We start from the raw sequence: 13,790 nt of genomic DNA, 5'->3' as shown, positions 1-13,790 counted from the left end.
TCCTCGTCCATGAAGACAGTCAAGCCGCTGCGGCTGAGCGTGATCACGCGCCCCTTCTTCCGGCAGGCCGAGCAGCGCCTGGCCGTCACCACGCTGTGCATGGCCTCGATGAGCGGCCAGCCTGTGCTGACACCCGAGCCCGAGTTCTGGAAGACGCTGTCCGAGGAACTGGGGCCGACCACGGCGATCGACCTCGGCATTCCCAAGGTTCGCGCCGAAATGCTCGCGACCGGCTACGCCTACACCGCGCACCATGAGGAGAAGACCCGCTGTGCCGCACGGCTGCAGGTCGGCCATCTGGCCAAGGACCTCGCGGTGTTCGGCGATCGTTTCTGGATCGGCGCACGCCCTTCCCCGCCCCAGCCCTTCGAGGCCATGCGCATCGACTGGACGCGCGCCTACGGCGGCCCCGATTTCGCGGACAACCCGCTGGGCCGCGGCCACGGCCTGGAGAACGTGAACGGCCATGAGGTGCAGCGGCTACCCAACATCGAAGACCCCGCGCACCGCCTGCACCATCCAGGCGACCGGCCGGAGCCGGCGGGCTTCGGTCCGCTCGACATCGCATGGCCGCGCCGCCTGCGGCTCATCGGCAAGCAATACGACGGGCATTGGCGCGACAACCTGTTCCCCGGATTCGCCGAGGACATGGACTGGCAGCTTTTCAACGCCGCGCCCGCCGACCAGCGTTTTCACGACACGGCGGAGATTGCACCGGGCACGCCCTTCGCGGTCTGGAACATGCACCCTGCAACGCCGATCCAGCAAGGCCGCCTGCCGCAGTGGCGCGCCCTTGCCGTCATCGCGCGGCACCGGCTTCCCCGCCAGATCGAGGAAGTGCCGCAGCGGCTGACCACCGCATGGTTCTTTCCACATCTCGAGCGCGTGGTGCTGGTCTTCCACGGAGAGACGCGCATCGATGAAGACGATGCGTCCGACATCTCGCATGTGATGCCGGCGCTGGAAAGCGTCGGCCAGCCGCGCGGCCTCGACCACTACGCCACCGTGCTGCGCCAGCGCTGCGATCCGGACAAGGGCGCGCTGTACATGTTCCGCGACGACGAGCTCATTCCCGACGAAGCGATCGGCCCGTGGCTCGACCAGCCCGGCACCGGCGACTCGGCGCTCGTGCGCAACATGCGCGAGCGTGGCGCGCAGGCCCGCGAAGACCTGAAGCAGAAGGCGCTCGCCGCCGGCCACAAGGCGCGGCACTTCAACGAGCGCCGCCTGCCGGAGCCCTTCACACGAATGCCCACGCTGCGCGAGCTGCCGGACTTCGTCGAACAGGCCGACCACCACGCGCGGGCCCAGCGCGAACAGGGCGCCGTCGAGCGCGAGCGCCTGCAGCGCGAGGCCGATGCCAACGCCAAGGAGTCGATGAAAGTCGGCTTCGACACCGGCAAGCTGGTGCGCGAACACGACGCCATGCGCCCGAAGGGCCCGCCGCAGGTCGACAGCGCCGAACTGCTGCGCGGCTTCGAAGGCATTCCCGCGGCCACCGGTACCGCGCCGCTGCCGGGGCAGCAGGTCGAGTCGATGCGCAAGCTCGCGCAGGACGCCGAGCGCGGGCTGCTCGCGCTGTACCGCGGTTCGGCCCAGCACCAGACGCCGATCGATGCACCCAGCGACGAACGGCAGGCCGCGCTGCGCGCCAAGGTTCTGTCCGTGCTCCAGGGCAGCCGCGATTTCACCGACATGGACCTCACGGGCGCCGACCTCCGCGGCATGGACCTGCAGGGCGCCTGCTTCCGCCGCGCGCTGCTCGAAGGCGCCGACCTGCGCCGCGCACGCTGCGAAGGCGCGGACTTCAGCGAAGCCGTGCTCGTGCGCGCGCATCTGTCGGCCGGCGACTTCAAGCGCGCGGTCTTCCGCGACACCAACCTCGCCGGCATCCAGTGCGAGCAGGCCGTCTTCTCGCAGGCCCTGTTCGAAGGCACGGGCTTCGAGAAGCTCAAGCTCGAGCGCTGCGACTTTTCATCGGCCCACATGCGCCACCTGCACGTCATCGAATCGCAGCTGCTGCATTGCAACTTCGATGCGGTCGACGCCGCCTACATCGGGTTTCTTTCCGACGTGGCCATCGAAGACTGCAGCTTTCGCGGCGCACGTCTCATGAAGGCCGGCTTCCTGGGCTGCCGCGTGGCAGGGCTCGACTTCAGCGGCGCCGAGCTCGAAGCCTGCGCCTGGACCCACGTGAATTGCGACGACCGAATGGTGTTCAGGCGTGCACTGCTGCGCAGCACCTGCTTCGTCGGCAACAGCAGCCTGCGCGGCGCCGACTTCGAAGAAGCCACGCTCGTGCAATGCAGCCTGCGCGAGATTCCGATGGAGGGCGTGCGCTTTGCGCGCTCGACCCTCGACACCTGCGATCTTTCGTCGTGCGACCTCACCGCCGCCGACCTCGGTGCGGCACAGACGCCCGAGAGCCTTTTCATACGCAGCAACCTGAGCCGGGCTTCGCTGCGCGCCGCGAACCTCATGAACGCCAATTTCAACAAGGCCCGGCTGCTGTCGGCCGACCTGCGCGAAGCCAATCTGTTTCGCGCCGACATGTCCCAGATCGTGATCGACGACGTCACCGAGACGCGCGACGCCTACATCGTGCACACCAAGACCGTGCCGGCCGCGCGGGCCGCCGCCGTCGAATGAGCCCGCAGGCGCTGGCAGCCAAGGTACGCAGCGGCGAGCCATTGCAGGGAGAAGACTTCAGCGCAATGCCGCTCGACGGACTCGACCTGTCGGGCGGATTGTTCAGCGAGTGCCGCTTCACGCGCGCAAGCATGACCGGCGTGCAACTGGCCGACGCCGTATTCGAGCGCTGTGTCTTCGACGGCGCAGCGATGGACGGCGCGCAGCTGGGCAAGACTTCTTTCCTGCGCTGCAGCCTGCAGGAAGCGCCGATGCATGCGGCTCGGTGGGAAGGTACGGTGGCTGCCGAGTCCGATCTGCGGGGCGTGCAGGCCGATGAATCGGTACTGCAGGAGGCCGCTTTCCACGATTGCGACCTCGGCGGCGCACGGTTCGTGCGTGCATCGGTCACCAAGACGATCTTCAACGACAGCCGCATCGGCGATGCCGACTTCGGCGAAGCCGCGTTCGCGACCGGCGTGTTCTTTCGCTGCGACCTGCGCGAGACGGGCTTTCTCGGCGCGCGTTTCGACAACGCGATCTTCACCGAGGCCGACCTGCGCGGCCAGTCGCTCGCAGGCCAGTCGCTCGAGCGCTGCCAGTTCATCGACGCGCGCCTGTCGAACTGCGTGTTCGACGACGCGCGGCTGGCGCAGTGCAACTTCAAGGGCGCGGCGCTGGATGGCGCACGGCTGCTGCGCGTGCACGCGCCGCAGTCGCTGTTTCCACAGGCCGACATGCGCGGGGCGGATTGCCGCGGGGGCGTGTTCGACCAGTCGCTGTGGATCGATGCGCAGCTCGCCGACGCCGACTTTTCAGACGCGCGGCTCGAACAATGCGTGTTCCACCGCGCCCGCTGCGAGCGCACGTCGTTCGCGCGCAGCCGGCTGGTGTACGCCGACTTTTCATACGCGGACCTGCGCGCCGCCAATTTCGAGAAGGCGGTCTTCCAGCGCACGCAGATGCACCGAAGCCTGCAGGCGGGCACGCGCTGGAGCGACCGCGTCGGCGTGCTCGACGCCGACCCCGAGCTGTTCGAGGCCGAGCGCGTCGCTTGGCAGCGCCCGCACCGCGCCGTGCGCATCGATCGCGACGCGCACGGGCTGATGCGCGCGCAGGACCTCCCCGCCTCCCACATGAAGGACCCCGCATGACGATGGCATCCAGGACACCGTCCAGCGCACCCGCGCCGCTGGCCGGCCGCGGCGACGAATGCGGCAATGAAAGCGCCGACGAAAGCGCGCTGGCGCCGCTGCTGCGCAAGACGGCAGGTCCGAAGCAACGGCAAGCCGACGCACCGCCCAGCGGCATCGCCATGGCGACGGTCAGCGCCGCCGAGGCCGAAGACGGCTTCTGCGAAGTCATGCTCGCAGACAGCCGCCGCACGCTGCGCTGCCGGCGCGCCGCCAGCTGCCTGCTGCTGCCCGGCCCCGGCGACACGGTGATGGTCGCCGGCCCGCACGACGAGGCGCTCTATCTCATCGCCGTCGTTGCGCAGGCCGACAGCAGCCTGGCCACGCTCGCAGTCGACGGCGACCTGCGGCTGCAGTCGCGTCACGGCGGCGTTGCCATCCAGGGCGCGGGTGCGATCGACCTCCAATCGGACACCGCCATCGCCAGCCGATCGCCGCAATGGACGCTCGCGGCCGAGCGCGCGCAATGCACCGTGTCCGAGCTGGACTACCAGGGCGCCGAAGTGCGGTTCGGCGTGCTGGTGTCGCGCTTCGTCGGCCGCGCCTGCGAGGTGGTGCTCGACCGGCTGAGCCTGCTCACGCGGTCGAGCTTCCGCATCACCGAGGAAGTCGAACAGGTGCGCGCGGGGCAGATCGACATGCAGGCCTCGCGCACGCTGCGCCTGCATGCGAAGAACACGCTCGTCACCAGCAAGGAGCTGGTGAAGGTCGATGCCGAGCAGATCCACATGGGCTGAACCACCCGCCACCGATTCGAAGGAGCTTCACGCATGTTCGCCAACGCACAGATGATGGGCATGGACCTGGCCTTTCCCGATGTCTGCAAGACGCCGCCGGCCGTTCCGATTCCCTACCCCAACTTCGCGCTCGGGCCCACGGCCATTCCCAATGCCTGGAACATCCTCTACGGCGGAACACCCGCGCACAACCTGGCGACGACCACGCCCATCACCAACGGCGACAACGCAGGCGTGCTGATGGGCGTGGTGTCGCAGACCGTGATGGGTCCGTCGCGCCACATCACGGGCGCGTTCACCGTGCTGCTCAAAGGCTCGCCATGCACGCGCATGACCAGCCTGACCGTGCAGAACCGCAGCAACATCGTCGGCATGCGCATCGTGCCGAGCCAGTTCAAGGTGCTCGTGCTCGCGCCCTGAATGCACATTCGGTTGCTTTTGTAAGCGGAAATAGTTCACTTTTGGCATGTGTATTGCTGCGATGCAGCAAAGCAGATGGCATGCCCCAATGATGTGCCACGGCAGTGGAGACGCAGGTCCTGAAAAGCCACCACGTCATCGATTGCGAGGCGCCAATGAATGCAAGTACCGTCCAGGAGTCGCACCAGATCGCGAAGGCGGAGGTCTCCACATGGCATGAGCGCTGGCGACGATGGCGAGGCGGCACCGCCGAGTCGCTGGTGCCGCGTATCGCGGGATACGCATTGCTCGCCTTCGTGCTCTGGCTCGTCGTTACCACGCTGATACAGCCGCTGGTCTCCAGGCAGGCCACGCGCGCGGTGCTGCAGGCCCCGGTGACGCTGGTCACCTCGCCCATCAGCGGCGTGGTCACGCAGATGACGGTGCGCGCGCTCGACAAGGTCGACGCCGGCGCCGTGGTGGCCACCGTGCAGAACCCGACCATCAACCGCGACATCCTCACCACGCTCAGCACCCAGCGGCTCGCGCTGCAGAGCCAGGTGGCGCAGTTGACGAACCAGGCCAACGCATCGGGCGATGAACTCCAGTTCGTGGAGCAGCAGGTCAAGCTGTACCGCACCGCATCGATGGCGCAGACGCGCGATGCGTGGCAGATCGCGCAGCGCCAGCGCGAGGTGGCGCAGTCCAGCGTGGCGGAGCAGGAGCAGAAGGTGCGCCGCACGTCCGCCATGCTCGACGAAGGCGCGGTGAGCCCGCAGGCCATGGATGCGGCACAGGCGCAGTTGAGCATCTCGCGGGCCAATGCGGCCGTGGCCGAGCAGGCCTACTCAGGCCTGGGCCAGAGCATGGCGAGCGCGAGCCGCGGCGTGTTCGTGGGCGGCGGCGGTGCCAGCGTCTACCAGACGCTCACCAGCCGGCGCGAGACACTGAGCAGCTCCATCGAGCGCGCGCAGCACGACAGCGAGGTCCTGCGCCAGCAGCTGCGCGAGGTGACCGCGCTGGAGGCCGAGGAACGCAGCCGCATCGACCGCATGGCCGCCTTCCAGGTGCGTGCGATGCAACCCGGCCAGGTGAACTCGGTGCTGATGCCGCAGGGCAGCTTCGTGCCGCAAGGGGCCACTCTGGTGCGCATGACCGACTGCAGCCGCATCGAAGTGGTCGCGGTCTTTCCGCCGCGGGTGGCCAGGAAGCTCAACATGGGCTCGACCATCGCCGTGAAAACCGACGACGGCGGCGCGGAAGTGTCGGCCCGCGTTACCCAGTTGTTGCCAGTTGCTCCAGAAGATTTCCAGAGCCGCTATGCAGTGCCCTTCCCCTTCGCGGAACAAGGCTCGCTGTACGCGGTGGCGCGTGTCGAGTCCGACAACCCGGCCTGGATCGCGCAACGAGGCCTGTGCGCCCCCGGCAAGGTGGTGTCGGCAAGGCTGGCCTCCTAGCGCGAAGCATGCATCCACGACGCCGATGAAGGCAGACGATGGATCACGCAACACCCGTTCGACGATGCGCGCTGGCGCCGGCCATGGCGCTCACGGCGATGCTGTGCCTTCATGCGCCGCAGGCACCGGCGGCCGAGGGCTCCGTGCAACAGCTGCTCGCGCGGCAGAGCTGCGACGGCCTGCGCCGTGCCGTGGCATTCAGCAGCCGGGGTGAGTCTTCGGCGCCGCTGCTGCTGCCGAGCTATCGCACCGAGGCTCAGATCGACGGCGTGCCTGAACTCGCGCCAAGCCTCGCGAACGTGGCCTTCGTGTACGACAACGCGCTGGCCGGCATCGCACTGCTCGCATGCGGCGACACCGCATCGGCCAAGCGCATCGCCGACGCTGTGGTGCTGGCCGTCGAGCACGACCCGCATTACTCCGACGGCCGCATCCGCAACGCCTACCGCGCCGGCCTGCTGACCGATGCGAAACCCGTGCTGTCCGGCTACTGGGACGCCAGCAGGAACCAGTGGATCGCCGATGCCTACCAGGTCAGCACCGCGACCGGCAACGTGGCCTGGGCCGCGCTGCTGTTGCTCAACGTGAACCAGTCTGCACCCTCGCCGCGCTATGCCGATGCCACCGCGAGGCTGCTGGCATGGATCGAGCAACGTACGCGTTCCAGCGTTGCGCCGGATGGCTACAGCGGCGGCTGGTACGGCTGGGACGACAGGCAGGCGGCGCAGACCTGGAAATCGACCGAGCACAACATCGACATCGCCATGGCCGCCGCATGGGCCGCACGCTCCGGCACGCACCCCGAGCACAAGCAGCAGGCCACCACCGCGCTGGCCTTCGTCGAACGCATGTGGAACAAGGGCGAGCAGCGCTTCCACATCGGCACGCAGGCCGACGGCGCGAGCGTCTCCGGCACGGCCTCGGGCCTCGATGCGCAGCTGTGGCCGCTGCTCGCCGCGCCGCCGGGCCACTGCGCATGGCAAGCCGGGCTTGCATGGATCGATGCCAACCATCGCTACGGTGCCGGCTACGGCTTCTCGCGCCAGCCCGACGGCATCTGGACCGAGGGCAGCGCCCAGGCCGCAGCCACGCTGGTGGCCGTCAAGGGCGCGGCGCCGGAGGCCTTGTGGCAACTGCTGGCCGCGCAGCGCGCGCCCAACGGCCTGTACTACGCCACGCCCAGCCCACGCATCTCGACCGGGCTGGCCATCGGGCCCGATTCCAAGGGCCCCGACTTCTTCTACTACCGCTGGCCCCACCTGGGCGCCACGGCCTGGATCGCACTTGCAGCCAAGGGCTGGAACCCGTTCACCGGAATCACCAACGTCGCAGGAGCAAAGCCATGTTCGAACTGATCGATACGCCTGAATTCAGGGTCAATCTGATGGTCGTGGGCCTGGCCCTGATCATGATTTTCCATGCCCGCGCCGACCGCGCGTCGCACCGCGTGCTGTTCGGCTTTCTCACCGCGCTGGTGCTGGTGCGCTACGTGGTGTGGCGGCTGGCCGAAACCCTGCCGCCGGCGGACCTGGGCTTCGGCACGCTGATGGGCTGGGTGTTCCTGGTGTTCGAGATGGTGTCGATCGTCTACACCCTGCTGTCGATACAGATGCTCTCGCGTCGCCGCGACAACCACGCGCAGGCGGATGCGGGCGAAGCGATGCTGCGCAAGCGCGGCGCGGCCGTGCCGGCCGTCGACGTCTTCATCTGCACCTACAACGAAGAGATCGGCGTGCTCGAGAAGACCATCCTCGCTGCGCAGGCCATCGACTATCCGCATCTGAATGTCTGGGTGCTCGACGACACGCGGCGCGACTGGCTGCGCGACTACTGCGAGCGAAAAGGTGTGCACTACGCGCGCCGGCCCGACAACGCGCATGCCAAGGCGGGCAACCTCAACAATGGGCTTCGGCAATCGGCAGCGCTGACCAATGCACCCTACATCCTCGTGCTGGACGCGGACTTCGCGCCTCACCGCGACATCGTCTACCGCGTGCTCGGCCTGTTCGGCGACCCGAAGTCGAAGGTGGGCCTGGTGCAGACGCCGCAGTTTTATTACAACGCCGACCCCATACAGCACAACCTGCGCGCCACCGACAGCTGGGTCGACGAACAGCGCGTGTTCTTCGACGTGCTGCAGCCCGCCAAGGACGCGGCCGACGTGGCGTTCTGCGTAGGCACCTCGTTCATCGTGCGGCGCGACGCCATCACCGCTGCCGGCGGTTTTCCCACGGGCAGCGTGTGCGAAGACATCTACACCACCTACACGCTGATGCGCTTCGGCTGGGTCACGCGCTGGCTCAACGAGCGGCTGTCGAACGGGCTGTCGGCGGACAGCGTCATCGACTACATCAACCAGCGCAGCCGCTGGTGCCTGGGCACCATCCAGGTGGCGCTGCTGCGCGACGGCCCGCTGCGCGGCAAGGGCTACAGCTTCACGGCGCGGCTGCACTACGTGCACGGGCTGATGCACTGGCTCACCAAGCCTTTCATCCTGCAGATCCTGGCGGCGCCCGCGCTCTACTGGTACACGGGCGTGTCGGCCTTCCATGCCACGCCCCAGGCCTTTGCCATGTACGGCCTGCCGCCGCTCGTCATGTTCTGGGGCTACACCTACTGGATCAGCCAGCGCCGCTGCCTGCCGGTGTTCACCGAAGTGACGCAGATCGTGGCCGCGATGGCGGTCACGCGCACCATCGTCTCGGCGCTGATCCGCCCTTTCGGGCGGCCGTTCAAGGTCACGGCCAAGGGGCAGGACCGCAGCAGGACGGTGGTGCACTGGAACCTGGTCGCGGTGTTCGGCGCCCTGATCGCGGCGATGCTGATGGGCGCGCTGGGCGCCATCGGCGGCTCGATGACCGCCGGCGATGTACTGAACGTGGTGTGGACCTTCGTCGCCACCGTGTACTGCCTGGCCGCGCTGATCGCCTGCATAGACCGCCCGCGCCCCGAGCACGACGAGCGCTTTCCGTACGACGCCGTCACCACCGTGCGCAGCGCCGCGGGCGTGGGTGCGGCACGCTTCGCCGAGATCGCGGGCGACGGCGCGCGGCTGCTCAACAGCGCCGCGCTGGGCCGCATCGCGGTCGGGCAGCCGCTGGACGTCCACGTCGACCACGTCGGCTGGGTTGCGGCCACGGTGACGGGCCGCTCCGACGCAGGCACCGAACTGGCCTTCGCGCACGACGAGGCGGTGCACGACCGGCTGGTGCGCCAGGTCTTCAGCCTGCCGCCCAGCCATGTCGCCACGCAGGTGAAGCCGGGGCGCGCCGCGCTGGCCTTCATGGACAGCGCGGGCTGGCGTTGGCCCAGGATGCCCCGAATGCCGGCGATGCCGCGCATGTTCGCCAGCAGCGCGCCGATGCTGATGGTGCTGCTGGTCGCCGTGCTGGTGCTATCGGGCTGCAACCTCACGCCGCCGCTGAAACCGGCCGACGTCGAAGTGCCCGCGCAGTGGGCCGAGGGAGCGGGCGGCGCCGATGCGGCACCCATGGCATGGCAGGCCTTCGTGCGTGACGACGAGCTGCGCGGGCTGATCGCTACCGCACTGGCCCGCAACCGCGACCTGCGCGTGTACGCCGCCAAGGCGAGGGAAGCGCGCGCCGTTTATGCGGGCACGCGTTCCAGCCTGTTTCCGGAGATCGGCCTCGCGGGCTCGGCCGGACGCGGCAACCAGGTCACGTCGCTCGGCCCGAACGGCGTGGCCACCAACAGCCAGGCGGTCGGCCGCGTAGGCAACACCTATGCGGTCCAGGCCGGCATCATGGCCTATGAGCTCGACTTCTTCGGCCGCGTCGACGCGGGCGTGAAGCAGGCGGGCTCGCAGGCCACGGCCAGCGACCTGGACTTTGCCGCGGCGCGCATGAGCCTCGTGGGCGAGGTGTCGAACGCCTACCTCACGCTGCGCGCCGACCGCGCACTGCTGGCGCTGGCCGAGTCCGACCTCGCCACCCAGACCGACAGCACCGGCGTGATGCAGCGTGCGCGCACGGCGGGCGGCACGTCGGACCTCGACCTGCTGCGTTCGCAGTCTCTGGTGCAGCGTGCCGCCGTTCAGCGCGAGGAATTCCGCATGCGCGTGGGGCAAGACCTGCAATGGCTCACCGTGCTGGTCGGCCAGCCGGTGCCCGCCAACACAGGCGCGCAGCGCCCATGGCCGGAGCGCTCGGTGGCCGACGTACCGGTGGGCCTGCCCGCGAGCCTGCTGCAGCGCCGGCCCGACCTGCTGGCCTCGTATGCGCGCGTCGAGGCCGCGAACTCTGGCATCGGCGCGGCCAAGGCGGCGTTCTATCCGAGCTTTTCATTGACCGCCGTGGGTGGCGGCCTGAGCAGCGAGTTCTCGAGCCTGCTGAGCTCCGGCAACCGCAGCTGGGCCACGGTGCTCGGCGTGTCGCTGCCCATCTTCGACTGGGGCCGGCGCTCCGCCAACCTGAGCGCGAACGAAGAGCGCCTGGCCGCCGCCATGGCGAGTTATGAATACGCCGTGCAGCAGGCATTGCGCGAAACTGCCAACGCGCTGATCGCCGACAGCCACCTGCGCCCGCAGCTCCAGGCCCAGCAGGCGCGCGTGCAGTCGCTGCAGCGAGTGGCGGCGATCTCGCGCACACGCTTTCGCAACGGGCTCGAAGACTACTTCGCCGGCGCCGATGCGCAGCGCGAGCTGTACGTCGAGCAGCGGCAATGGATAGAGCTGCAGCTCAAGCAGGCGGTCAATACGGTGAGCCTGTACAAGGCGCTCGGCGGCGGCTGGGAAGATGCGCCTGCGCCCATTGCCGCAGCAGGCGCGGCGCCGCGCCAGTGATCAAGCCGCCGGGGGTTCGGCGAACCACGCCTCGGCCCAGCCCTGCCGCTTGACGGGGTTGAACTCGCTGAACGTGAAGCTCGCGAGCTTTTCGGTGTGGAACGGGTCCTGCGCGAAGAACGCCTGCAGCGCGGCGAGCGATTCCGCGCGGGCCAGCATGAACCCGCCTGTCGCCGGCACCTTCGGCCCGGAGCAGAGCAGCAAGCCGGCGTCGTAGCCCAGTTGCAGGTAGGCGCGATGCGGCGGCACGGATTCCTGGATTCTTTCGAGCGGAACGAGGTAGTTGATTTCGACGATGAAGTGCTTCATGAATGATGTCTTCGATGGCTTTCCAGAGCGGTAGCAGCGACCGTGCCCGCCATGGCACTTTCGGTATTCAGCGCGCCAGCGGCAGCCGCATGTCGAAGCGCGCACCGCCGCCCGCTTCGTTCGCCGCCTCCAAGCGCCCGCCTTGCGCATGCACCACCGCCTGCGACAGCGCCAGCCCCAGGCCGAGTCCGGGCGTCTTCTCGTCGGAGCGCGCGGCGGCGCCGCGGTAGAAGCGCTTGAACAGGTGCGGCAGCTCGTCGCCGCGAATGCCCGGCCCGTGGTCCGACACGCTGACGATCGCCTCGTCGGCCTCCAGGTCGGCGCGCACGCTCACGTTAACCACCGTGTCGGGCGGCGAGAACTTGAGGGCGTTGTCCAGCAGGTTGGCCAGCGCGAGGCTGGCTGCGCCTCGGGCGACGCGCGCAGCGACCGGGAATGGCGCGTCCAGCAACAGGGCAAGCCGACGTTCGCGTGCCAGCGGCTCCAGGCGCCGCAGGGCCTCCTCGGCGAGCTGGTTCAGCGACACCGTTTCCACCGCGTCGCGCTCCTGGCCGGCGTCGAGGCGGGCCAGCACCAGCAGCTCCTCGACCAGCAGCGTGAGCGATTCGACCTCCTCCAGCGAGGAGCGCAGCGTCTCCACGTAAGCAGCCGGCTCGCGCGGCCTTCGCAGCGCCAGCTCGAGCTCGGTGCGCAGGCGCGACAGCGGCGAGCGCAACTCGTGCGAGGCATCGGCGGTGAAGCGACGCTGCGCCTCCATGCCCTGCTCGATGCGCGCGAGCATGTCGTTGAGGGTGTCCACGAGGCGGCCGATCTCGTCCCTGGTGCCGGGGTGCGGCAGCCGCTCGCCTAGGTTCGCATCGCCGATGCGGTGGGCCTGCAGCACCACATCGTCGATGGCGCCGAAGGCACGCCGGGTGATGAGCGCACCGGCCGCGCCCAGCGCCAGCAGCAGCGCGCCGCCAAGAATGATGAACAGCGCGCTGGCCATGGCGACGGTGCGGTTCACGTCGTCCAGCGAGCCCGCCACCTGCACCGCGAGCAGCGAGCTGCGGCCCGGCACGGGCACCGAGACCATGCGCGTGGGCTCCTCGCCGTAGCCGTCGAGCGTCTCGAAGACGGTCTCGCCCGCCGCGAGCCGCTCGCGCAGCGCGGCCGGGATGGGCAGCTGCGCCTCGCCGAGGTTGCTGCTGCGCGCGAGCACGCGGCCGTCGGCATCGACGATCTGCACCAGCCGGTCGAGCCGCACGAACGAAGGCGCGCCGGGGCCCGGCGGCGCCTCGTGGACGATGACGGTGTCGCCCTCGCCGGCCGCCAGCAGCATGCCCATCTCGGTTTCGGCCAGCGCGAGCAGCGCGGCGTCGAGCTCGCGGTGCACGTTGCGCGAGAACACCAGGTAGGAGGCGAAGGCGGCCACCGCCATCACCACCACGATCACGCTGACGTGCGCCAGCGCCAGCCGCTTGCGGAAGCTAATCATGAGCGACGCTTCCGCCGCCGTTGGCGTCCTCGGCCAGCGCCAGCCTGAAGCCGCGCCCGCGCACCGTGTGGATCAACGGCACGCACGGCGGCGCATCGACCTTGCGGCGCAGGTTGCTGATGTGAACGTCGATCAGGTTGTCGATGGAGATCAGGTCGTCCTTCCACACCTGCTCGGCCAGGCGCGAGCGGCTGACGACCTCGCCGGCGTGGCGCAGCAGGATCTGCAGGATCGCGAACTCCTTGTGGGTCAGCTCCAGCACCATGCCGCCGCGCAGCACGCGCTGGCTCACGGGGTCGAGGCTCAGGTCGGCCAGCGCGAGCACCACCGGCCGCACCAGCTCGGAGCGGCGCAACAGCGCGCGCACGCGGGCCAGCAGCTCGTCGAAGGCGAAGGGCTTGGTCAGGTAGTCGTCGGCGCCGGTGTTCAGGCCGGCCACCCGGTCGCTGAGCGCGTCCCGGGCGGTCAGCATGAGCACGGGGGTCTTGCAGCCGCGCTGGCGCAGGTCGCGGCACAGGGTGAGGCCGTCCTTTCCGGGCAGCATCCAGTCGAGCACGATCAGGTCGTAGGCGACGACGAACGCCTCCTCGTCGCCCTCCTCCGCGGTATGGACCACGTCGACCACGAAGCCCTCCTCCTGCAGGCCCCGGGCGAGCAGCCGGGCGGCCTTGCGGTCGTCTTCGATCAGCAGAATTCTCATGGCGCGGATCATGCCGTGCCTTCCTGACCAACGGCCACCGGGCCACCGGGCCACCGGGCCACCGGGCCGGATCCTTAAGAGAACTTCAG

Annotated in this window: 10 protein-coding genes; 7 read left to right on the top strand and 3 right to left on the bottom strand. The window is 69.1% G+C overall.

Features of this window, described 5'->3' with window-relative positions; all coding sequences use genetic code 11:
- The first annotated feature begins 9 nt into the window (after window positions 1–9).
- The 7 genes from ACTJLF_RS00835 to ACTJLF_RS00805 all read left to right on the top strand — a co-directional run bounded on the left by ACTJLF_RS00835 (window position 10) and on the right by ACTJLF_RS00805 (window position 11,215).
- Window positions 10–2,649, top strand: a complete 2,640-nt coding sequence (locus ACTJLF_RS00835; RefSeq protein WP_440882304.1) for a DUF2169 domain-containing protein — start codon at window positions 10–12, stop codon at window positions 2,647–2,649.
- Complete coding sequence (locus ACTJLF_RS00830; protein WP_440882303.1) at window positions 2,646–3,782, top strand: pentapeptide repeat-containing protein; 1,137 nt, start codon at window positions 2,646–2,648, stop codon at window positions 3,780–3,782. The genes ACTJLF_RS00835 and ACTJLF_RS00830 overlap by 4 nt, the downstream gene beginning before the upstream one ends.
- The gene (locus tag ACTJLF_RS00825) at window positions 3,779–4,558 is read left to right on the top strand and encodes a DUF3540 domain-containing protein (RefSeq protein WP_354420597.1); all 780 of its coding nucleotides are present in this window, start codon (window positions 3,779–3,781) and stop codon (window positions 4,556–4,558) included. The genes ACTJLF_RS00830 and ACTJLF_RS00825 overlap by 4 nt, the downstream gene beginning before the upstream one ends.
- 33 nt (window positions 4,559–4,591) lie before the next feature.
- Window positions 4,592–4,978, top strand: coding sequence for a DUF4150 domain-containing protein (locus tag ACTJLF_RS00820; protein ID WP_019652627.1), 387 nt, complete (start codon window positions 4,592–4,594; stop codon window positions 4,976–4,978).
- Between the two features lie 155 nt (window positions 4,979–5,133).
- Window positions 5,134–6,414, top strand: a complete 1,281-nt coding sequence (locus tag ACTJLF_RS00815; RefSeq protein WP_126181842.1) for an HlyD family secretion protein — start codon at window positions 5,134–5,136, stop codon at window positions 6,412–6,414.
- A 38-nt stretch (window positions 6,415–6,452) separates the two neighbouring features.
- Window positions 6,453–7,769 (top strand): hypothetical protein, encoded by a 1,317-nt coding sequence (locus ACTJLF_RS00810; RefSeq protein ID WP_440882302.1) that lies wholly within the window; start codon window positions 6,453–6,455, stop codon window positions 7,767–7,769.
- The gene (locus ACTJLF_RS00805) at window positions 7,757–11,215 is read left to right on the top strand and encodes an efflux transporter outer membrane subunit (RefSeq protein WP_440882301.1); all 3,459 of its coding nucleotides are present in this window, start codon (window positions 7,757–7,759) and stop codon (window positions 11,213–11,215) included. Before ACTJLF_RS00810 ends, ACTJLF_RS00805 begins: the two co-directional genes overlap by 13 nt.
- On the opposite strand, the gene ACTJLF_RS00800 is transcribed toward ACTJLF_RS00805, so the two are convergent.
- The 3 genes from ACTJLF_RS00800 to ACTJLF_RS00790 form a co-directional block, all read right to left on the bottom strand.
- On the bottom strand, window positions 11,216–11,524 hold the full coding sequence (locus ACTJLF_RS00800) for a YciI family protein (protein ID WP_019652623.1): 309 nt from the start codon (window positions 11,522–11,524) through the stop codon (window positions 11,216–11,218).
- A 67-nt stretch (window positions 11,525–11,591) separates the two neighbouring features.
- Window positions 11,592–13,001: a sensor histidine kinase gene (locus ACTJLF_RS00795; protein WP_440882300.1), complete on the bottom strand. Its 1,410-nt coding sequence runs from the start codon at window positions 12,999–13,001 to the stop codon at window positions 11,592–11,594.
- Window positions 12,994–13,701 (bottom strand): response regulator transcription factor, encoded by a 708-nt coding sequence (locus tag ACTJLF_RS00790; RefSeq protein ID WP_126181845.1) that lies wholly within the window; start codon window positions 13,699–13,701, stop codon window positions 12,994–12,996. Before ACTJLF_RS00790 ends, ACTJLF_RS00795 begins: the two co-directional genes overlap by 8 nt.
- Between the last annotated feature and the right edge of the window lie 89 nt (window positions 13,702–13,790).

It is taken from the genome of Variovorax sp. 22077 (assembly GCF_052044195.1).
Taxonomy (GTDB): Bacteria; Pseudomonadota; Gammaproteobacteria; order Burkholderiales; family Burkholderiaceae_C; genus Variovorax; species Variovorax atrisoli.
The sequence above is the reverse complement of the archived record's forward strand: the minus strand, read 5'-3'. Positions and strand labels throughout refer to the sequence as shown.